Below are 22,116 nucleotides of genomic sequence, written 5' to 3' on the forward strand. Positions count from 1 at the left end.
GACAACTAAGATGCAAACCTCAAATATGCTCATAAAAAACGTCACCATCAAAGGCAAGGATGGCCTGCATCAGATACTGATTAACGAAGGTAAGTTTCATTCTATCAAGCCAATGGACGAGCAGGTTGATTTCAACGGTCCAGAACTTGATGGCGAGGGTGGTATGGCTGTACCTCCTTTCTGTGAGCCACATATTCACTTGGACACTACCCAAACAGCGGGTGAGCCAAATTGGAATATTTCTGGCACCTTGTTTGAAGGCATCGAGCGCTGGGCTGAGCGTAAGTCCATGCTTTCGATCGAAGATGTCAAAGCTCGCGCGAAACAAACACTAAAATGGCAAATTGCTAACGGTGTTCAGCATGTCCGTACCCATGTTGACGTTTCAGATCCAACGCTTATTGCTCTAAAAGCAATGCTTGAAGTGCGTGAAGAAATGAAAGAATGGGTTGATATCCAGATTGTGGCATTTCCACAAGAAGGTATTTTGTCTTACCCAAACGGTAAAGAACTGCTTGAGGAAGCCGTTAAGCTAGGTGCTGACGTAATCGGCGCTATCCCCCACTTCGAGTTTACTCGTGAGTACGGTGTAGAGTCTCTTCATTATGTTTTCGAGCTAGCGCGTAAGTACGATCGCCTTATAGATGTTCACTGCGACGAAATCGATGATGAGCAATCTCGCTTTGTGGAAACCCTTGCCGCTCTTGCCCATAAATTTGAAATGGGTGACAAGGTAACAGCAAGCCACACGACTGCTATGCACTCATACAACGGCGCTTATGCTTCACGTCTGTTCCGTCTTCTAAAAATGTCAGGGATCAGCTTTGTCGCCAACCCGCTGGTGAATATCCACTTGCAGGGCCGTTTTGATGATTATCCGAAACGCCGCGGTGTGACCCGTGTGAAGGAGATGCTCGCTTCAAACATCAATGTCTGCTTTGGCCATGATGATGTTTTTGACCCATGGTACCCACTGGGAACAGCTAACATGATGCAGGTTCTGCATATGGGGCTACATGTTTGTCAGGTAATGGGCTATGAGCAAATCAATCAATCTCTGGACTTGATCAGCACTAACTCTGCAACAACGCTAAACATTCAAAACCGTTACGGTATTGAATTAGGCAAGCCAGGTAATCTACTAATTCTTCCAGCAGAAAATGGCTTTGATGCAGTGCGACGCCAAGTGCCAGTGAGATACTCTATTCGTGCCGGTAACGTCATTGCAGAAACCCAGCCTGCAGTTACGCATATTGAGCTGGCAGAAGGTAAAGAAGCCGTTTCTTTCCGCCGCTAACAAAAACAGCCACCCTCCGGGGTGGCTGTTTTGCTTTAATAGTTCTTAAGTGTAACCGCGCCGAAACAACAATATAGTTAGCAAGCTTACTAAGCCCAAGAAGCTTACCGTACCGCCGCCTCCGTCCGAATCAAGCGCACAGTTATTTGGGCTAATGCCTGAAACGTCAGGATCACATTCCTGGTCAGTCTTTCCGTCGCCTGTCTCATTGTCACTACCACTATCTGGGGCTGATTCTTCGATAAAATCTGGATTAGTGATTGGTTTGTCGGGAATTGTACCCACTCTTTCCTCAATCCAGTCATAGTACGTTCCAACTCTCGCGTAGAATCCAGGCCGCAAGTATGCACCGCAAAGTGGGCTCCCAATCGGCCCTCCACTTACAATACCTAATTGTACCCAGTTGCCATCAGAGTCTTTAGTTACCAATGGACCTCCGCTGTCCCCTTTACAAGAATCAGGGCCATAACCAAGTGACTCCCCCTCTTCATCGAATAAAACATCAGAAGGTAAAGCACATACTTTCGTTCTATTCTGTGGTCCATCGATAATGACATGCTCATCATTGCCTCTTTCAAGCAAATTGAAGCATTCTGCTATCGGTAAGTATGATAAGTCAGCAGACATTAATGTGTTTGATACACCTGTACCATCACTATTCGTAGATCCCCAACCAGTGACCATGACATTCTCTGGACGACGATCTTCATTCCACTGAATAGTTAAGTTATCCTCCAAGGTATCTGCTGTCTGGCTGCTAGCCAATTTGAGAGGTCTTACTCGAGGAAATGGAAAGGATCGATTTACCCTAAGAAGAGCAACATCGTTATCTAATGCTAGCGTAAGTACTTCAGTTGTTACTTTACCATCTTCATCAACAGAAATATTGATTTCTGCATTAGGAGAATAATCTGGGTGAACAACAACATGACTCACTTGATATAAATCTGAAGGGTCAATAACTTCAGTATCCAAGGCACCAACCATCACGGCAAGCTTGTTTGGGGGGATTGTAAACTCTCCGCCCACTTCACCTTGAACCACACAATGAGCTGCTGTGAGGACCCACCTATCATTTACAATACTACCACCACAAAAGTGTGAAGTTTCATCAGTCGTATTTCTTAATGAAGCCATCCAAGTAAAATCATCACCAGGCCTGACCGGCGTACCACCAACCACATAGCTTTCAACATCAGCAGCATGCCCAATTGTTGGCATACTGAACAATATACCCGCAAGGACACCAATACATTTCCTTTTCATCGATTTCCACCATCTCTTCCCTATAGGCGTTTGTTAAAATAGCAAAAATGGCGAAATCAAAGAGTACGAGAAGAAGTAAAATGCGAGGCATTTAATGAAATATAACTATAAGTATGAAACGTATATACCGTTTATTTTAAGCGGAGGGGAAGAGAGTAAACCCCAATAAAATCATCGTAAGGCTTACTCTTATTAATATTTACCGACTACAAATCAATACTTGAGCAACTCACTCTTTCAATATCAAAGTCAGAATACGTATCGCCTAACAGTTCTGCAGCTAGTTTGGGGTAGAAACCATTGTCATAGGCGCGTTTCACTTCATCGATATCAATGTTATAGAGTTTAATACCTAACTTGGTTACTTCATCGGGTACACATACCGTGTCACTGCCAGCACCAAAACAGACATCACCGCTGGTATCAATTATCCCACAGCCCGTACCTTCAATATCTATCCCTAATGAACCTAACCTATTATCCAAGGTTTCTTCAGTTCCCGAGGGAAACTCGTCAGGCAATTCGATTTGATATACATTCAACAGACTATCAACACTGGTATAACCTTGCGCTCCCCCAATTTCAGCTCCGGTAACGGCAAAGACTTCCGCATTGCCTGATACTGTGTTTACAACATCCTCATCATCACAACCAATTAGTGCTAAAGCTGAAAGTAAAAAAAGTGCCTTTTTCATACATTTTCCTATTTATTTTTCTGTAACTGCTTGGATAGGCACTTTGATCTTAGTCCCAACTAAATAATATCTCCTACATTTTTGTTGCATTATTTTTACCTACTCGTCGAGTTAGCCTATTTTTTGTTCGTAAGTCAATGAGAGTAATGTGATCTTGATCTTCATTCCTTTTCTTCTCAGAATTAAATGGCATAATAAACCGAACAATTACCTGTATGGTAACTAAGACCATTACACTTCCTTGGAATATTCCTATGAGCATTGAATCGATCGTTAAAGAGCGCTCTGGCGCTAAATGTGAACTATGTGGATCAGAAGACAGTCTGAGCGTTTACGAAGTTCCTGCTTCTCCTGACCAAACAGCAGGTAGCTGTGTGATGGTATGTGGAACTTGCCGTACAGAGATAGAAGACGCAGAAACACTGGATCAAAACCACTGGCGTTGCCTGAATGACAGCATGTGGAGCCAGGAGCCCGCTGTTCAGGTAATGGCTTACCGTCTTCTTAAGCGTCTGTCTTCTGAAACATGGGCACAAGATCTGCTTGATATGATGTACATGGAAGAAGACATGATTGAGTGGGCAGAGAAAGGCATTGCCCTAGCTGAGCTTGACGCTATCAAAACTGTAGACGTAAATGGCACGGCTCTTGAGGCGGGTGACAACGTCACTATCATCAAAGATCTTCCAGTAAAAGGCTCTAACCTTGTCATCAAACAAGGTACCGCTGTTCGTGGTATTCGCCTAACAGATAACCCTCTGCATATCTCAGGTAAAGCTGCAGGTACTAACATGGTGATCATTGCTGCATACTGCAAAAAAATGTAATGACCCCAGGCAGCCACGCCGTGGCTGCCTACTTATTCTCCTTCTGTATTATTCTTCATCCATCACCTCATTTTATTCCTAACATGTTTGCCCTATCGTAAAAAACATGTTTAGATTAGCCACATCTTCAGGCATTTAAGCCAGAAAACTGTTTTTCTTAGGTCAATATTCAATATTGGCCAGTTAGCACAAATTATATCCGTTAGTCGGGGAGCCGAGCGCTGAGACCACGTAGTGGGACCCGTTGAACCTGATCCATTTAATAATGGCGTAGGGAACTAGCTGCATTGCCCTATCTCGCACCGTTCATATTTTCGATGAATAGGTTCGAAGAATAGTTTCGATGGCATTGGCTACCTTACGTCTCAACAGAGGTAACGATGCCAATTCCATCAAAGACTCCAATTACCCTTACCATTGCTGGCTCTGATAGCGGCGGCGGCGCAGGCATACAAGCTGACATCAAAGCTATTTCTGCAACCGGCGGTTACGCATGCTCAGTCATCACTGCGTTAACAGCCCAGAACACCCAAGGTGTGACCGGCATCCTCGGCATCGACCCCGGTTTTGTTGAGCAGCAGCTTGACGCAGTGTTTACAGATCTAGATGTAAAAGCCGTTAAAATTGGCATGCTAAGCGATGCGAATATTATTCGCATGGTGGCCAAAAAACTTCGCCAATACCAGCCAAAATTCTTGGTTATCGACCCCGTCATGGTCGCGACAAGTGGTGATTTACTGCTTGAGCAAGATGCGATTTCAACACTGAAATCTGAGCTACTACCACTGGCAGATGTGATCACCCCTAACCTGCCTGAAGCGGCTGCTTTGATTGGCTCGGCGCTTCCTGAAACTGAACAAGCAATGACGGATATGATCGCTGCATTACGTAGTATCGGCTCTCGTTCAATCCTGCTCAAAGGTGGTCATCTTGAAAAGGATGAGTTCAGCACAGATTTGCTGATTCTAGAAAACGATGTAATCCGAATGAGTACACCGCGAATTGCAACCCGCAACACCCATGGTACCGGCTGTACCTTATCTGCTGCTACGGCCTCATTCCTTGCTCAAGAGTATCCACTGCAAGACGCTGTAAAACATGCCAAAACCTACATCACCAAAGCAATCGAGCATGCTGATGAACTTGAAATCGGTTCAGGTCACGGCCCAGTAAACCATTTCTTTGCAGGCCATTTCAAACCAGAGTAAGCATGGAAGCAATAAACAAGATGAATAGCAATCTTGCATCAAACACATCTGGCGATGCGTATGCTGCAAAAGGGATGGCTGTCAAAATCGAGGATTTAATGCTTCGATATAACGATGCTAGCACACCTTTATTCAGCCAGTTAAATGTTGAGCTGCCAGCCGGTCAATGGACTTGCCTGCTGGGTAAGAGCGGTTGTGGTAAAACAACACTGCTACGCCACCTCGCTGGTCTTCTCGAAGACAACGTGACATGGAGTGGCAATATCACCACCAGCAATGCATTGCCTTTAACTGGCAACATCGCTTACATGGCCCAGCAGGATTTACTGTTGCCTTGGCTCAATGTCATTGACAATATTTGCTTGAGTGCCCGCTTTGGTAAAGCACAGAAAGCAGACAAACAACGCGCGTTGGCATTGCTGGAAGCCGTCGGGCTAGCCGATAAATCGGACGTGATACCGAATCAACTCTCTGGTGGAATGCGTCAGCGTGTTGCTTTGGCGCGCACTCTGATGCAAGACAAGCCTCTTGTTCTGATGGATGAGCCTTTCTCGGCGCTTGATGCTGTCACACGGCATAAACTCCAATCCCTTTCAGCAAAATTGCTCGATGGGAAAACTGTATTGCTGATCACCCATGATCCACAGGAAGCACTTCGTCTGGGACACCAAATCTACATGATGTCAGGTACCCCAGCTTCACTCAGAGGGCTACCCGTACCTTCTAATCTTCCGCCAAGACAGTTTGATGGTGAGCTCGCAACCCACCAGCAAGGGATCATTAATGAGCTGGAGAGTGATTATGTCTGATCAATCTCTATCTTCGAAACTACAGAATCCTTTGTTGGAACAGCAAGAAGCTAATCAGCATACCAACAAGGTCAATAATTCACTGTTGTCCCAGCATATCTCCCGCTTTGTCATTAGCGTGGCAATTATTATGGGTCTTTGGCAGGCCAGTGTCGTTATTTTTGACCTACCGCCTTTTATATTGCCGGGCCCAGTAGCTGTTATCTCCAAGCTAATTGAACGGGCAGATGTTCTGTGGCACCACACAGTGGTAACTGGCACTGAAGTCCTTTTTGGTTTACTTCTTGGCTTAGCAATGGGGCTGTTCTTTGCCCTGCAAATGCTGGTCTTTGAGCCTCTGCGTCGTTGGCTACTGCCAATACTGATCACTAGCCAAGCTATACCAGTATTTGCTATCGCGCCCATTCTGATGCTATGGCTCGGCTATGGCATGGCGTCAAAAATTGTCATGGCTGCACTGATCATTTTCTTCCCTGTCACGACATGCTGTTATGACGGCCTTCGCCATACACCAAAAGGCTACCTTGATTTGGCCACAACTATGGGAGCCACCCGTTGGCAGCAACTTTGGCAGATCCGCTTGCCCGCCGCCCTACCCGCATTGGCATCAGGTATTCGCGTGGCGGTTGTCATCGCGCCAATTGGTGCTGTGATTGGTGAATGGGTGGGTTCAAGTGAAGGCCTTGGTTACTTGATGCTGCAAGCCAATGCACGCATGTTTGTCGATGAGATGTTCGCCGCTTTGTTTATCTTGGCGTTTTTCTCAATCAGCCTGTACTTCATTACCGATCTTTTATTAAAAAAAGCCATTCCATGGCAAAGCCAATAACTCGGTTACAAAACACGGAATGCTTTACTTCGCTCAACAACAAGGAAATAGAATGAAATCCACTTTTTTTAAAGCAGCTAAACCGCAACTGTTTGCCGCTGCTGCATTAATGCTGGCTTCTTTTAGTGCATCGGCAGAAGAGAAAGTCACACTCATGCTGGACTGGTTCGTTAACCCAAACCACGGCCCAATTATTCTAGCCAAAGAAAAAGGCTGGTTTGCTGAACAGGGATTAGATGTCCAAATTCAAGAGCCTGCAGACCCAAGCGTTCCAGACAAATTAGTTGCAGCTGGCCGTATTGACCTTGCGGTTTCATACCAGAGTACGCTTATCTCTAGTACTGCTGCAGAACTTCCTCTGGTTCGTTCTGCAACGCTCATTTCAGGCCCATTGAACTCACTGATTGTACTGGATAAGTCAGGCATTAAATCATTAGCTGATCTGAAGGGTAAAAACATTGGCGTTGCTATCGGCGGCAATGAAGATGCGACTATTGGTACCATGCTTCGTTCGGAAGGCGTTGATATGGACACGGTAAAAATTATCAATGTAGGCTGGGCACTGTCTTCATCTCTAGCATCAGGGAAAGTAGACGCGATTTGGGGCGGCTTGCGTAACTTCGAGCTTAACCAACTTGCCATCGAAGGCTATGACGCAACAGCTTTCTACCCAGAAGAGCACGGCGTACCACCATACGACGAGCTAATTTTCGTTGCTAACAAAAATAAGTACAACCCAGATACGATCAATAAATTTAATACCGCTATCGAGAAAGCGACGGTTTACCTAATTAACCATCCAGAACAAGCTTGGAAAGAGTTCGTTGCCTACTCGCCAGACACATTGAATAACGACCTGAACCGCCGAGCTTGGGAAGATACGCTAACCCGCTTTGCTTTGCGCCCAGGAGCTGTAGAGCTAAAACGCTACGATGAATACGCTGAATTCATGAAGCAGCACAACATCATTAAAACACTGCCACAAGCCAAAGATTACGTACTGACGTATTAAGCGTCAACAGTATAAGTTGATAAGGATACACCATGAATTACCAAGATTTGATCAGCTACTGCCAACAGGACTGGGAAGATTACACCGAGCACGACTTCGTCAACCAATTAGCGACCGGTGATTTGAACAAATATGCTTTCTTCCACTACCTAAAACAAGATTATTTATTCCTCAAGCACTACGCTCGCGCGTACGCCTTGGCTGTGTTCAAATCATCAACACTGGCTGAAATGCGCGAACCGCTACCGGGCCTTAATGCTTTACTTGAGTCAGAAATGAACCACCACATTGAGTACTGCCAAACCTGGGGCCTTTCAGCAGAAGAGATGGAAGCAGAACCAGAAGATTTCGGTACCGTATGCTACACCCGCTACGTTTTGGATACCGGTATGGCAGGCGATCGTACTGATTTGTTCACTGCACTTGCTCCATGTGCTATTGGCTATGCCGTAGTTGGTCAACGCCTGGGGCAATGGCCCGAGACTAAACTTGAGGGTAACCCTTATCGAAGCTGGGTTGAGCTATACAGTGGAGAAGATTACCAGTCAGGTGTAGAAGAAACCATTCGCCGTTTAAACGCGATGCTTGAAGAAATCCCTCTTGAAAGTAAACGTGGTCATCGCCTTTGTGAAATATTCAAAACGGCTACCCGCATGGAAGTTGCTTTCTGGGAACAAGGCATGAAAGCGGCACAATAATTTCGCAATGTGCATTAAAAAGCCCTGTTTTTACAGGGCTTTCTTATATCTTCTGGCAATTAACCTTATGTGAGCAAATGCTCCTTAAACCCCAGTTCAACCAACTTCTTGTAGGCCTGCCAAACTTCATCAGGGATATCTTGCTCAACAGAGTAACCATATGACGGATAGACTTTGATACGCTGCAGATCACCTAGCATGACATTAATAACATCACTGTATGACAAGGTTTCATTCGGGTACTCATCAAAGCCAATAGGAGGAGAGGTAACCGTCACTTTCTTGCCCGGCCAGTTTTGCTGGAAAGTCGCATAAGCCCTTCTTTCCATAAATGGCTTTTGGACGATAATAAAGCTCTCTGGTTCAAGCCCCTTCATCTCTAGTAATGCACGCGTGAACTGAACATTTTCGCCCGTATTGGTGGATTGTGGTTCAAGAAGAATAGCACCTTGAGGGACGCCCATGTCCAAGGCAACTTCTGCAAACGCTTCAGCTTCGGAGCCCTTAAACATACCACGGGTCAACTCACCTTCTCCCCCAGAAAAGACAATGTATGGCGCGTAGCCTTCTAGGAACAACTTTGCCGCATACTCAGCGACTCGAATATCATTACTACCCAGCACGAAGATACAGTCAGATGGCGAGAGTGTGTGGTTTAGATGATGGTAATTCCACACTTTTGTTGCTAAAGCATGCACATTTGATGGCATTGCACGACTCCTTGTTGCTGAAAAGGCGAAAGCTGCCTAGCATTCAGGCAGCAGTATCAATCTTGGTATACACGAGGATATCATGAAGGGCTGCGATGACTATTCAGTGACAGTCATCAATGGTAAAGACCAAAGGCTCACAACCGTATTAGCGAAGCCACCACTCTGGCGTTAGGGTACAGCTCTTATCACCCAGCATCAGCCAACCCTGCTCTGCTTCAATGGTTAACTGCAGGTTCATCGAACGTTCAACCATAGCCTCAAGTTCAGCTAACGTTTCGTCTTTAAAGAAAACGACTGAGATATTACCGTATTGGCTCACTTTAGCTTGGTGTTGCTTCCACCATACCGGGGCGGCGTTATCACCATAAGCAAAGATAATCACTTTTTTTGCCTTGTGGGCGGCTTTCTTCAGCCGTTTCTCATCAGGTAAGCCAAGGTCAATCCATAGCTCGATTTCATCACTCAGATTTTTCTTCCAAAGCGCAGGCTCATCGGCTTCACAAAGACCTTTGGTAAACTGTAACTCTTCATCGGCATTAAAGCCCCATGCAACCAACCTTAGCATTAGACGCTGCAGGGTCTCAGATGGGTGACAGGCCAATGTGTGCTGCTGATCGAGATACACATGACGATCAAGATCGGCAACATTGAACTGGGCTTTGTAAATTGTGGCTTTAAGTGCCATAAAAATATCCTAGAAAAATAAAAAACTGATATAGAAATAATAAATGCAGTGTAGTTTGAACAGGAAGAAGGTTCAATTTCAATTGTCTAACAAACACCCAAAAGGTCTTCAATAAACATAAAAATCTTAAAAAAACACAAATAGTGTCGCTGCGCTAATGCCTTATTCAACTAAGCTCAACACACTTACACTGCCTGTGACAATTTGCTCCTTGGTACACTTTGGCAGACGTTTTATCTTATATTCAAGCTGCATCGCTAAACGTTTATCTCCCACACACTCAGACCAAGCCAATTCCAGAGGCCCCTTCCCCTTTAGGAACTTTGCTCCACGCTTTGTAGAAGTATGCTCGTTGAAGCGTCTTTCTACATCTGTGGTTACGCCACAATACAACCGATTATCAACCGTCCTAATTAAATAGACCGACCACTGGCTAACTTTATTCTTTTGCCCTTCACTTTCGTTGATTTGAGCAGGGTTAGTACAGGCCATCTTTCTTTACACCTTACAAAAAAGCCCAGCATTTGCTGGGCTAACAACACTCACGCTATTTGACACTTATGAAGTTAACGATTCAAGCATTGCTTTGAGCTCTTGTACTTCTTTCTTAAGCTCTGCAACTTCATCTTCCAAGGCCGTTAAACGCTCAGAGGTCGGAGAAGACGGTGCACTCGCAGAAGATGCAGCCTGTTGTTGAAGCGCCTCGAGATCTATCTCGCCACTAAATAGGTGCATATAACGAAAATCACGCTTGCCCGATTCTTTTGGCAACTGAATAACAAATGGGCCTTTCGGGTGTTCCGATAGCGTACTCAACACTGATTCAACTTCTTTAACATCAGAGAAACTACACAGGCGATTAGTACGAGTTCGTAGTTCACCAGGAGATTGTGGGCCACGCAGCAGCATCACACAGATAATCGCTTTTTCTTGCGCGCTGAACTGGAAAGTACTGAATTCAGTATTACAAAAACGGTGCTGGTATTTCGCAACACGGCTACCTAGACCTGCGGTTACTTCTTGTACAAACCTTTTCGCCTTCAGCGCTTCGATAGTATCTTGCACCTCAGCTTCAGTAAGCGACATCACAGGCTCACGATTACTCTTCTGATTACAGGCTGTCGTTAGCGCATTCAGTGTTAATGGGTATTGATCAGGTGTAGTTACCTCTTTTTCAAGCAAGCAACCTAGCACGCGCGCTTCTGTCTGCGAAAAGCAAATATCCATGATCTTCCCTCACTTATTCTTCTTACAATACAAATTCCATTGAGCATAGCCGAAAACACGCTGTATTCATGGCAGGGATTCACTGCTACTCAAAAGAATGCACACTGCATTAGACATTCCTGTCTAACAGCAGATTATCACTGAAGAATGTTACGGCAAGCGCAAGGGAGGTTATTTGGCTGCAATTCAGCCAAATAACGCTTGGTAAAGTACAAAGTGTTAACTAGATCAAAAAATCAGGCGGGAGCTTAGGTAAATTCAGCGGCGACAAAACGATTTCGGCCTTGTTCTTTGGCCTTATATAACACCCGATCGACAATTTCATACATGTTTTCAACTGTCTCCAAGCCTGTTGGAACCCAAGAAACCATGCCCTGGCTAACCGTCACAATGTCAGCCGTGGTCGATTTGGAATGTGGAATTTCAAGCTGCTGAATACACAGTTTTAATCGTTCACATTCACGCACCGCTCTAGTCTTATCGCAGTTACTCAGTGCGATCACAAACTCTTCCCCTCCGTAACGGGCAGCAAGCTCTCCCGCACGGCTGAAGTTTTTCTTGAGTTCAGTGGCAACCGCTTGTAAACAGCGGTCCCCTTCTAAGTGACCGTAGTGATCGTTGAACAGTTTAAAGTGATCGACATCTAGCATGATCAGTGTCAATGGGAAGTTATTACGACCATGCCAAGAAATAAATTCAGCCAGCTTACTATCCAGATAACGGCGATTTGCTAACTTGGTTAAACCATCTTCATTAACCTGCTGTGACAGCTTCTCATTCGCCTGCTCCAAGCTTTTCGTTGTATCCTTCAGCTGATGACGCATATGGGCGATACGCTGCATCGCTTTGAGCTTAGCCGCTAGCACAATCTTGTTTACTGGTTTGACAATATAATCATCGCCACCCATATCAATAGCCTTAGCGATCATTTCCGGTTCATCATGCCCACTCAAGAAAATGATGGGCACCCAGTCAGGATGCTTAATTCTGATTTGCTCAGCAACTTCAGTACCACTCATATCCGGCATACTGACGTCTAAGAGTAATAAATCTGGGTCGAACAGCGGATATTTCTCGATAGCTTCATGACCTGAAGCGACAGCTTCAACCACGTGCCCGAGGCGCTGCAACCGCATGGCCAACTGCATCCTCTCAAGATGCACATCATCTACTAGTAGTATCCGCATCGCTTCCATCTAAGCATCCTATTGATATATTGGCTATTCCTTAAGCTATTTATAGCACAGAATGCCTTGGCTTAAATGGTTCTATAAAAAACTTTATGCAACATATTTACAACTTGTTATTTTCAAGGTGTCTGGAAACATGCATATCCCCATTTCTTCGAACCTTCTCCTTGTATTGAATACCCTCCCCGTCTGATTCCTTCATATTGAGATAACTTGGGTATACATCGCAGCCATTAACAATAATCGTGAGCAAATTAACGTGATTGTTCGGGTTTATCCGCTATCTTATACTCAAGTGACCACAAGTTGCATAATTCAGAGCTTCATCAATGAGGTCAGTTCAAGGAAAATAATCGAATGGATTAGCCAGCCTATTTCGAGATTATTTGACACAGGAATGGGCTCATTGATGAGCTCCCGAAGGGCGAGCTTACTTGGCTGCTATGCTGCGTTAGAGATTTTTGATTTAGAACACTAGACCTATAAATCGCTGCCTTGCCTATCAACCAAGTAATTCTCGCTGAACTTAGCATCTTGTAGTTACTTGAGTATATCAGTTGACATTTAGAGAGAGGACTATAGGATTCCCTCCCTTAAACAATTCATGCTTTAGGAATTAGCTATGTCTGATATTGAGAAAAAAGAAGATCAAACGATCGAAGAAGTTAAATTCACTCTTGACGATTGTTCACCAGAACTACGCCAAGTTGTTGAGTTTGAAGAAGTGCCTGAAGAGCTTCTAGACATGCTAATTAACGTTTACAAAGCGTCTGAGCCAACTTCTCGTGAAGCTTGGGACCAGCTTCCAGCAAGTGCTCAGAATGTCTTGGATAACTTCGAGCAATTTCATGCGCTAATCGCATTGAGCCAAAGCTACTCTGGTGTAGATTTCCTTGGTGAAATGCAGGAATCAGAAAAACCGTCAGATATGACTGACGAAGAGTACACTGATTACAAAGCAGTGATGCTAGACAAAGTTCTACACAACTGTGTTAAAGACATGTGTAAGCAGCTGAAAAAAGCGCGCCGTAACCCACCAATGAAGCGTGAGTTCCAGGAAATTTTCAAGAAGTAATTTTTTTACTTATTTGAAAACTCAACAAGCATCAAAGGGAGCCATTGTGCTCCCTTTGTTTTTCTGCAGCAATTATTCGCATACCATTTATTTTTTTTCATGATAAAATAAGCGTCTTCAATCAATTAGGCGTCATTTAGCTCGAGCAATGATTCCTAACGCCAATAAACAACTAAAATAGCAAATTTAGCAAGGGTCTCTGAGGTATCAATGTCTGGCCAGAAGCAATTCAAATTCACTAATGAGCTTATTTTCATTCCAGCTCTTGGGGTTATCAAGTCAGACACAACCAATCAAAAGCTCAACCTTTCAGAGCAATATATTCTGCTCTACTTAATTGAACATGCTAACAGCCCAGTAACAAAAGAGGACCTGCTCAAAGCCGGCTGGCCCGACCGCGTTGTCTCTGAGGCGTCTCTATTTCAGACAATTCGCAGCCTACGGGTAAAATTGCAAGAAAAAACAAAGGGCGAGATTATCGAAACCCTACCTCGTGTAGGTTACCAGATCACCCAAGTCGCGATTGAAAAATACTCTGATTTATCAACGGCCACCGTCATCAAAAAGACTGCGCCCTATTTACCTTACTTCTCGATTGCGACCCTAGTGGCTGCAATTTTACTTGTTGGTAGTTATCTCTGGTTCACTGGGTACAAATACCCAGATAAAACGCAGTACATCACCCGTACCAGCATGCTGCAAAATAGTACTGTCACGCTGATCTCAACCAGTGAGAAAGAAATTATCGAACTTCAAGCAAAGCTCGATGATCTCCATGACACATACACTCAGCTCGATAATACGCCTGATTTAAAAAACTTAAAGCTCTATGCATTCAAAGGGAAAGACTCATATTCTCTGGCTTGGTGCCGTGTAGATGAAAATAATCATTGCTTACCCTACACGGATTTTTCATACCAAATCAGTGATGAAGGCTGGCAATTGTTTAAGCATCAAGTCATGCAAGACTTACCACTGTCGCGCCAAGACCCAATCATTCAAACAGAACTTGCTCGCGAGCCAACATCTCAAGTCTTCCTCAACTTTATTGATGACTCAGGAATAGACTCCCAAGTGGTGTACCACTACATCACCAAAGATGAAGACAATAAACTTAACTTTTCTTATTTGAACTTTATATCCGAAGAAAAAACGGGTTATCACCATGCTCTGTCAATCAGTTCGGCAACCTTAACTGTCGTTGAGAATGAATCTCCATTTATCTCGACCATCGAGATAAAGCCTATCATGTACCATTGGGCTTACCAGCCTAATGAGTTTGTAAATGAAGAAACTTCAACTGCGATCTACATTGAAAATAAAGTCAAAAATCAATTTCTTGGTAAAAATATTGGCTATAGCTACCTACTCTACCAGCAACCTTATATTGATCTGGTCTTAAATGATCAAGTCGGTATCTTTTGGGTTCATAACAGCGAGAAAGACGCCAAGATTTTTAACTACAAGCGTCAAGTGATAACTCAATAAGCCGTATACCCAAGTAACATCAAGATGAACCTTGCTAATTGAAGCAGTTATACAGCACCACATACGAAAGCAGCTCAAATGAGCTGCTTTTTCTTACCAACAGAGCTCTACACCAAAAAAATAATACCAATCATTTTTCCAAAGTGTTTTGATAGACTTATACATAACATTAGCTTTTAACGCATTGCAGCTTGCTTGCATAAAAATAAGATAAAAACAGAATGACTAAAAATAACAGATATTTAAAACGTTCATGGCTGTTTGCCCTGATACTGTTTTTCTCCGGTTGTGCTGTCTACGCTGGACTTAACTTTGATCAGCAATTCGGCAAGCCCCAACCGCAAGAAAGGTTAGCCGCAGCTAACTCTCCCATAGCCAATCACTACTTGGACACTGTGAAACCAATTATTGAAAACCGCTGTGTCGTCTGCCATGCCTGTTACGATGCTCCATGCCAATTAAAAATGTCGTCAGCGGAAGGCATAGACCGTGGAGCCAGCAAAGATAAGGTATATGAAGGTACCCGACTTCTCGCCGCGAATACCACTCGTATGTTTATTGATGCACAGTCTACTGCCGAATGGCGAGAGAAAGGATTCAACCCTGTCCTCAATGAACGTATCCAATCCGAAGAAGCAAATACCCAAGCCGGTGTAATGGCTCGTATGCTTCAACTGAAACAGGCACATCCTCTACCTGAGCAGAAAGTCCTCAACCATGAAGAATGGGACTTCTCTTTAGATCGCAATCAGCAGTGTCCTACCATTGAAGAAATGGCGAAATATGAGCAGAATTACCCTGAATGGGGTATGCCTTATGGCCTACCTCAAATCAGCGACAAAGAGAATCAAGTTCTGATGGACTGGCTGGCAAATGGTGCGCTGATGGCAACGGCACCTCAGCCAAGCGCATCAACACTCTCTAAAGTGGCTGAGTGGGAAACGTTCCTGAACGGCAGTAGCCTGAAACAGCAACTTGCCAGTCGTTACATTTATGAGCATTTGTTTGTCTCTCATCTATATTTTTCAGACGAACAACAGCCTACATTTTTCAAACTCGTTCGTTCTCGTACAGCGCCGGGTGAGCCTATCGACCTTATCGCAACGCGACGCCCCTATGACGATCCCGGAACAACACGAGTCTACTACCGTTTCCAGCCTGTCAGGGAAACCATTGTCGATAAGACCCACATGCCTTACGCGCTAAATAAAGCCAAGCTGACTCGCTTCAATACGCTGTTTATCGAGCCGGAGTACATGGTAACGTCTATGCCTAGCTACCACCCGGACATTGCCGCCAATCCATTGATTGCATTTAAGCAGATCCCAGTCGATAGTCGCTATCGCTTTATGATAGACAATGCCCAGAATACCATTATGGGCTTCATAAAAGGCCCCGTATGCCGAGGTCAATTGGCACTGAATGTTATCAATGACCATTTCTGGGTGTTCTTTGTTGACCCAGCGATGGCAAACACCCCTTCTGTTGATGATTTTTATGAAACTCAGGCTGACAATTTAAGGTTACCGGCAGAAAACGAGAGTAACACGCTACCCGTAGCAAATTGGATTTCTTACTCCAAGCAGCAAGGCCGTTTCCTTAAGGCAAAAAATGCCTTTCTTAATGATGCATTTAAAAATGGTGAGCATCTAACGACGGATCTCATTTGGGATGGTGATGGCTACAACGACAATGCTAGCCTAACGGTGTTCCGCCATTTCGACAGTGCAACCGTTACAAAGGGTCTCGTTGGCAGCCAGCCAAAAACTGCATGGGTTATTGACTACTCACTGCTTGAACGTATTCATTATCTGTTGGTTGCAGGCTTTGATGTCTACGGAAACTTTGGCCACCAGCTTGTAACCCGAATGTATATGGACTTCTTGCGTATGGAGGGTGAATCTAACTTCCTCTCTTTGCTTCCAGCCGATGTACGACGAGAGCAACTTGCCTATTGGTATCAAGGCTCAAACAAACACCTTAGCGACTACCTACAGGGGGATATCAACCAATTTGATCAACCCACCGGCGTTAAGTTTCACACCCAGCATCCAAAAAATGAGCTATTCGGTATGCTTCAAGAGAAGCTGAAAGTCGTACTGCCAGATCGTTACGATTTTACTCAATCACAATTGGCCAAAAATGGCTCTCTTGCTCTGTATAAGTTGAACCGGTTGAGCGGTAAGCAAGCGAGCCTACTACCTGAAATTACTTTCATCATGGTCGAACCAACAGAACCAAACCAAGACGCAGAGTTGTTTACTTTAATCCGCAATAGCGCCCATAAAAACATCTCAAGTTTATTCAATGAAGAGTCTAACCGTTTGCCAGCTCAGGACAATGTGACACTAGTTCGCGGGCTGCTCGGTAGTTATCCTCGCGCTTTCTGGCACCTCAAAGCATCAGATTTGGATACTGCAGCTAAACAAATCAGCACCATCACGACAGAAGAAGATTACCGACTGTTTCTGGATAAGTACGGTGTACGCCGTACCAGCCCTGACTTCTGGTCGTTCAGCGATATGCTCAATGAAATCAACCATAATATGTTTCCTGTTGAGTCAGGGTTACTTGACTACAACCGGATTGAAAATCGATAAATAGAGCTAATCAAACAAAAAGGTCTAACTCATCAGTTAGACCTTTTTTATTTCTAGAGCAAAATGTTATCGAATCATTCTTGAGTAAGAATGCGTTCCCGATTCCAAATTTCACTGTCCCAGTTATGAGTAACTCGATGTCGGGTAATCAAGCCACGATTATCATAATAACTGACTTCTTCAGTAAACTCTGCCACCGGTTGACCATCTGCATCTAACGCCATTTCACCAGATTCTGTATAATAATCAGCTTCCCAACGGCGATACTCTTTACATGCTGGCACTGTTTCACCTGTAGCGCCATCATAAACAGCTTCAGTTCCAACAAAGACCGTGCTCATAACCTGAATGAAATTATCCAGCTCAGGTGTGGCATTGAGCAATTCCCCATGAGCTAGCCTGACGTCTGGCATATAGTAGCCACTCACTGCCGATTGGCTTTCAGAAAGTACGTGCACTGCTCCCCAAGCAGTGTAATCAAAACCATTCTCTGTCGCTTCAAAACCAACCATTACACCCGTATCAGGGGTTTCATAGTAAGTTTCTGTAAACTCATAATAAGGTGCAGCATTTAGGTCAGAATAATCGACAAAAGCACCATGCAACGTTGAAGTATTAAGGTTTTCTTGGCCTTTCCAGCTTACCCCTTCTGAACTATTGGGAGTTAAGGTATAAATCGCATCCTGAATTACAAGTTCATCGCCTTCACCTTTACCTCTCGTCATCAAATACTCTATCTGGACACCAGCATCAGCAACATAATTACTATCTGGCAAAGCCGCTAAACATTGCGACATAGATGCAAAACCATCTTCAGGTACCAAGTAATTTTCAGGGTCAACACCAACTAACTGTTCTTCATGTACAAAGCCAATTAGCTCTTTTGTATAACCTTTATATCCCCCAATTACAGTACCTAGGTCTGCAGGGTCATATTCACTATAGTCTTTAACGATTCGCTGAACGATATTATCGTTGTCAAGATACTCAGTGCTGCTCTCGACAATATGAAGAACTTCAGAAGGTTCGTCACCAGTATTATCAATTAACGTTAGCTCAGAGGAATATTCAACAACACAAACATCCCTTTCTCCTAAAAGGGTGTCAATTGTTTCCTTCCCTTTGTAGGTTGCATATAAGTTTTCATGCCTTATCGGCTCAGCTGGAGAAAATTGGTCAACCCTATCTACCCAATACTGGGTCACTTCATCAATATTCAAGTCATTTGGCTTATTGGAATCAATATTAGTGAACCACCAACGACTAAATACATCCTGGGTTCCTATATACTGAGAGCTGTCTGCATTAACATAAGAATGCTCAAAGCTTGGGTTCCATGGGTTTGCATCGACACCTTCAGTTGCAATTGAAATTTGTGTAACCTTCACATTTGTATCTGGCAATAAACCATTTGGTAAACCTACTCGATCCCCAACTTCAATCTCAGACTGCTTGAATTGTTGTTTTTTTTCCTCGCCATGATTTAATCTAGTGACTTGATATAAACGCGCATGACTTCTCGAATTAGCTGCCGTCGAAGCATCAAATGAATACGCTTCAAGGCTATCCATGCAACCACTGAGCGTACTTAAGTCGACTTCAACTTCTGGTTGAGTAACATTACCTGAATCATTACCTGAATTGGAATTGGTTTCTGGTGAGTCATCACTGCCCCCACCACACCCAGATAATAAAATAGCGGTGGATATAGCTAATGCAACCTTGCATACCTTCATAACAACATCCTACTTTGTTTGGATTATCAACCTAGCAACATTACAAGCAAAAAACCGCCCACCGAATAAGGATGTTTGAAATAACCGAGTGACTACACAAGAAATCTCAGCAATAAAGAATAATGGGTTAATCTTAACTCCACACCTCTATCTGAATGTCCTTCCTGCTAAAAAACTCACTCTGATGACTACTACCTTTTCGAGCTTCATACATAACCAAACTGGAAGGGGAAGTGTTTATGTAAATAAATGAAAAGAAACAACAACCACTGTAGCCAACATGTTTCAAAAGAGTAAAATGGCGGCATCATTTTTCATGGAAGGAATCGCTCATGACTCATACCCAGTTTCACCCAGTGTGGGACAGTTTTGTCCGTGGCTACCACTGGCTTCAAGCGCTCACCATTGGAGGGCTTTGGTATACGGGTACAGAGGGGCTAATGGACTGGCATTTCAGCTTGGCCTATTTTCTTTTGGCACTCATTACAACTCGATTGATTTGGGGTGTTTTTGGCAGTGAAACGGCTCAATTCCGCCGCTTTGTCCGTTCGCCTATCACTGTGTTCAAATACTTAGCTGCAAGTATTCGGGGTGAAAAAACTGCAGACTCTATCGGCCACAACCCTGCAGGCGCATACATGGTCGTCGCCTTCATGATCCTGCTGGCAACACAACTGACAACTGGGCTTTTTGCCAATGACGATATCATTTCCGAAGGGCCTTTTGCTTACCTTGTCAGTGGCGAAACAAGCAGTTACCTCACGGAAATCCATGCTATTAATTTTAATATTATCCTGGGTGCCATTGGGCTTCACTTAACCGCGATTGCTGTTTACTTATTACGAAAAGAAAACCTTATTACGCCAATGCTAACTGGGAAAAAACGGCTGGTCGGTAGCGCATTACCAAAAGTGGCCAATGGTGTTTGGGGCTGGGTAATATTCCTGGTTATCGGCGTAATCATTTATTTCACCCTCGCCAAAGATGTCGTTACTTATCTGTTCTAATCAAAAATGCCAGACTCATGTCTGGCATTTTTTTAGTGTCTATTTACACTCGAATTTATCTAACTTTAGCGATATTTATAGTCACTATGGCATGACTTACAGTTTTTGGCGGCTTCGCCGAAAGCACGCTTGGTGGCTCGCTCATCACCTTCCAGTGAGACTTTTGCCAAGTTGGCCATATCACCCTGGAACTTGTCCAACTTAGCGCTAAAGCCTTCCCAGTCAGACCAAATTTCTGGTTTAGCCTTAGTTTGACCTTTATCTGTACCTTCAACTTTGAAGGCTTCTTCCGGCATATAAGTTAGCTGTGAAATAAATTGCGCGCGCTGACTAAAGGTTTGCTGATCCCAGTCCTTACGCCCTTTTACCATTTCAGCCAAGTCGCCAAAGTTAGTCGCAATCATCGTGAAGGCCGCCTGACGATATTCAATGGCATCTTCAGGCTTTTCAAATGGTGAGGCCGATAGACTGGCTGCAAACATTACGCATCCTGCAAGCAGAACTTTTTTCATGACTTCTTTCCCTTTGTTATTATTCCATTTAAAAGTCACTCACGGTGTAAGTTACCGACTTGGCAAAGGATACACGTGAGCGCTTAGTGGCATATAGAAATGATACAGTGGCATAAAGACATGTAAACAACAGACAGCCAAAGATTACATTTATTTACAAACAATCAACGTATTGCTTGTCAAATCAGCACATATCTATATCTGCTGATTTTCTACTAAAGACTCAGGCACTATTGGTATAGACTATCAATACGAACAACCTCTTAGCCTCACCCCCTACTTCAAACTGTGGCTTCGAGGTAAATCTATAATTACATCGAAAGAGCAAAGTCATGCTAGGAACACTAAGCAAAATGAAATCTCAACTCGGCGATGTTGTCGAGTATCAACTCCCCGTTGGTGATGAGTTACTCCCTTTAAACCAGCTTATTGGCAAGCACCTCAAGCTTACCCATACCGGAAATATCTACTGTGATGCTTGTGGAAAGAAAACCAAAAAAAGTTACTCTCAGGGTCATTGCTTCCCATGTATGAAGAAACTGGCACGTTGTGACATGTGCATCATGAAGCCAGAAACCTGCCATTACGCAAAAGGGACTTGCAGAGAGCCTGAGTGGGGAGACGCTAACTGCATGGTTCCCCACTATGTCTATATTTCCAATACATCCGGTTTAAAAGTAGGCATTACCAGGCACACTCAATTGCCAACCCGTTGGATTGACCAAGGTGCAACACAAGCTCTGCCTATTCTCAAAGTCAAAACTCGTCAAATTTCCGGACTGGCGGAAATTGCACTGGCTGAGCTGGTGGCAGATAAAACGAATTGGCGAGCGATGTTAAAAGGTGACAATGACGATATTGCCCTACAAGACGAAGCGCAGCGCCTTTTGCCTGCCATTGAGCAACGCATCAACGAATTGCTGGAACTATACGGAGAAGATGCCGTAGAACGACTCAATGAGGAGATCGTTGATATCCAGTACCCAGTCACTGAATATCCTAAAAAGATTGCCTCTCATAACTTCGATAAAGAACCTGTCGTCGAAGGCACATTAGTAGGAATTAAAGGCCAGTACCTCATTTTCGACACTGGTGTAATTAATATTCGCAAATTCACCAGCTATGAAGTCAGCGTAGAAACGCCTGATAACTAAAATCAAAAACTCACCACCTCAAAACAGCAAAAAACGGCTGAGTTCACTCAGCCGTTTCTCTATGATTTTTATATACCCAAGCTACTTC

At 44.0% G+C, this 22,116-nt stretch carries 20 protein-coding genes, 1 pseudogene and 1 riboswitch; of the genes and pseudogenes, 12 read left to right on the plus strand and 9 right to left on the minus strand.

Annotation, left to right across the window (positions count from 1 at the left end):
- The first annotated feature begins 10 nt into the window (after positions 1-10).
- Positions 11-1,297 (plus strand): cytosine deaminase, encoded by a 1,287-nt coding sequence (locus R2X38_RS01650; RefSeq protein ID WP_317520269.1) that lies wholly within the window; start codon positions 11-13, stop codon positions 1,295-1,297.
- A 45-nt stretch (positions 1,298-1,342) separates the two neighbouring features.
- On the opposite strand, the gene R2X38_RS01655 is transcribed toward R2X38_RS01650, so the two are convergent.
- Both R2X38_RS01655 and R2X38_RS01660 read right to left on the minus strand, forming a co-directional pair.
- The gene (locus R2X38_RS01655) at positions 1,343-2,563 is read right to left on the minus strand and encodes a serine protease (protein ID WP_317520270.1); all 1,221 of its coding nucleotides are present in this window, start codon (positions 2,561-2,563) and stop codon (positions 1,343-1,345) included.
- Between the two features lie 206 nt (positions 2,564-2,769).
- Positions 2,770-3,258: a hypothetical protein gene (locus tag R2X38_RS01660; RefSeq protein ID WP_317520271.1), complete on the minus strand. Its 489-nt coding sequence runs from the start codon at positions 3,256-3,258 to the stop codon at positions 2,770-2,772.
- Between the two features lie 254 nt (positions 3,259-3,512).
- Here R2X38_RS01660 and R2X38_RS01665 point away from each other — a divergent pair, with 254 nt between their 5' ends.
- From R2X38_RS01665 to tenA, 6 genes and pseudogenes are all read left to right on the plus strand, one after another.
- Positions 3,513-4,085, plus strand: coding sequence for a PhnA domain-containing protein (locus R2X38_RS01665; RefSeq protein WP_317520272.1), 573 nt, complete (start codon positions 3,513-3,515; stop codon positions 4,083-4,085).
- Between the two features lie 197 nt (positions 4,086-4,282).
- A riboswitch (TPP riboswitch) is annotated at positions 4,283-4,379 on the plus strand.
- 86 nt (positions 4,380-4,465) lie between these two features.
- Positions 4,466-5,293 (plus strand): bifunctional hydroxymethylpyrimidine kinase/phosphomethylpyrimidine kinase, encoded by an 828-nt coding sequence (thiD, locus tag R2X38_RS01670; RefSeq protein WP_317520273.1) that lies wholly within the window; start codon positions 4,466-4,468, stop codon positions 5,291-5,293.
- A 20-nt stretch (positions 5,294-5,313) separates the two neighbouring features.
- A complete protein-coding gene (locus tag R2X38_RS01675) occupies positions 5,314-6,102 on the plus strand; it encodes an ABC transporter ATP-binding protein (protein WP_317520274.1) in 789 nt (262 codons plus the stop codon).
- Between the two features lie 103 nt (positions 6,103-6,205).
- Positions 6,206-6,931 (plus strand): annotated as a pseudogene (locus R2X38_RS01680) (ABC transporter permease); the annotation flags it as partial.
- 52 nt (positions 6,932-6,983) lie between these two features.
- The gene (locus R2X38_RS01685) at positions 6,984-7,943 is read left to right on the plus strand and encodes an ABC transporter substrate-binding protein (protein WP_317520276.1); all 960 of its coding nucleotides are present in this window, start codon (positions 6,984-6,986) and stop codon (positions 7,941-7,943) included.
- 32 nt (positions 7,944-7,975) lie between these two features.
- On the plus strand, positions 7,976-8,641 hold the full coding sequence (gene tenA / locus R2X38_RS01690; RefSeq protein ID WP_317520277.1) for a thiaminase II: 666 nt from the start codon (positions 7,976-7,978) through the stop codon (positions 8,639-8,641).
- Positions 8,642-8,706: 65 nt separating this feature from the next.
- Here tenA and R2X38_RS01695 read toward each other — a convergent pair whose 3' ends face one another.
- The 5 genes from R2X38_RS01695 to R2X38_RS01715 all read right to left on the minus strand — a co-directional run bounded on the left by R2X38_RS01695 (position 8,707) and on the right by R2X38_RS01715 (position 12,462).
- A complete protein-coding gene (locus R2X38_RS01695; RefSeq protein ID WP_317520279.1) occupies positions 8,707-9,351 on the minus strand; it encodes a YdcF family protein in 645 nt (214 codons plus the stop codon).
- Between the two features lie 148 nt (positions 9,352-9,499).
- Positions 9,500-10,039: a YaeQ family protein gene (locus tag R2X38_RS01700; protein WP_317520280.1), complete on the minus strand. Its 540-nt coding sequence runs from the start codon at positions 10,037-10,039 to the stop codon at positions 9,500-9,502.
- Between the two features lie 162 nt (positions 10,040-10,201).
- On the minus strand, positions 10,202-10,531 hold the full coding sequence (locus R2X38_RS01705; RefSeq protein WP_317520281.1) for a GIY-YIG nuclease family protein: 330 nt from the start codon (positions 10,529-10,531) through the stop codon (positions 10,202-10,204).
- 66 nt (positions 10,532-10,597) lie between these two features.
- Positions 10,598-11,266 carry a YceH family protein gene (locus R2X38_RS01710; RefSeq protein ID WP_317520282.1) on the minus strand — a complete coding sequence of 223 codons (669 nt, stop codon included), beginning with the start codon at positions 11,264-11,266 and terminating at the stop codon, positions 10,598-10,600.
- A 248-nt stretch (positions 11,267-11,514) separates the two neighbouring features.
- Positions 11,515-12,462: a diguanylate cyclase domain-containing protein gene (locus R2X38_RS01715; RefSeq protein WP_317520284.1), complete on the minus strand. Its 948-nt coding sequence runs from the start codon at positions 12,460-12,462 to the stop codon at positions 11,515-11,517.
- A gap of 616 nt (positions 12,463-13,078) precedes the next feature.
- Here R2X38_RS01715 and R2X38_RS01720 point away from each other — a divergent pair.
- From R2X38_RS01720 to R2X38_RS01730, 3 genes are all read left to right on the plus strand, one after another.
- Positions 13,079-13,531 (plus strand): DUF3069 domain-containing protein, encoded by a 453-nt coding sequence (locus tag R2X38_RS01720; protein WP_317520285.1) that lies wholly within the window; start codon positions 13,079-13,081, stop codon positions 13,529-13,531.
- 210 nt (positions 13,532-13,741) lie between these two features.
- The gene (locus R2X38_RS01725; RefSeq protein ID WP_317520286.1) at positions 13,742-15,019 is read left to right on the plus strand and encodes a transcriptional regulator; all 1,278 of its coding nucleotides are present in this window, start codon (positions 13,742-13,744) and stop codon (positions 15,017-15,019) included.
- A gap of 221 nt (positions 15,020-15,240) precedes the next feature.
- Complete coding sequence (locus R2X38_RS01730) at positions 15,241-17,619, plus strand: fatty acid cis/trans isomerase (protein ID WP_317520287.1); 2,379 nt, start codon at positions 15,241-15,243, stop codon at positions 17,617-17,619.
- Between the two features lie 74 nt (positions 17,620-17,693).
- Here the strand turns inward: R2X38_RS01730 and R2X38_RS01735 are convergent, their stop codons facing one another.
- Entirely contained in the window at positions 17,694-19,355 is a 1,662-nt protein-coding gene (locus tag R2X38_RS01735) for a hypothetical protein (protein ID WP_317520288.1), read from the minus strand.
- Positions 19,356-19,687: 332 nt separating this feature from the next.
- Between R2X38_RS01735 and R2X38_RS01740 the strand changes: the two genes are divergently transcribed.
- Complete coding sequence (locus R2X38_RS01740) at positions 19,688-20,362, plus strand: cytochrome b/b6 domain-containing protein (protein WP_317520290.1); 675 nt, start codon at positions 19,688-19,690, stop codon at positions 20,360-20,362.
- A gap of 65 nt (positions 20,363-20,427) precedes the next feature.
- On the opposite strand, the gene R2X38_RS01745 is transcribed toward R2X38_RS01740, so the two are convergent.
- Positions 20,428-20,874, minus strand: a complete 447-nt coding sequence (locus R2X38_RS01745) for a cytochrome c (RefSeq protein WP_317520292.1) — start codon at positions 20,872-20,874, stop codon at positions 20,428-20,430.
- A 332-nt stretch (positions 20,875-21,206) separates the two neighbouring features.
- Here R2X38_RS01745 and R2X38_RS01750 point away from each other — a divergent pair, with 332 nt between their 5' ends.
- Complete coding sequence (locus tag R2X38_RS01750; protein WP_317520294.1) at positions 21,207-22,028, plus strand: DUF2797 domain-containing protein; 822 nt, start codon at positions 21,207-21,209, stop codon at positions 22,026-22,028.
- Positions 22,029-22,116 lie beyond the last annotated feature (88 nt).

This window comes from Photobacterium rosenbergii (genome assembly GCF_033022775.1).
In the GTDB taxonomy this organism is placed as follows: domain Bacteria; phylum Pseudomonadota; class Gammaproteobacteria; order Enterobacterales; family Vibrionaceae; genus Photobacterium; species Photobacterium rosenbergii_A.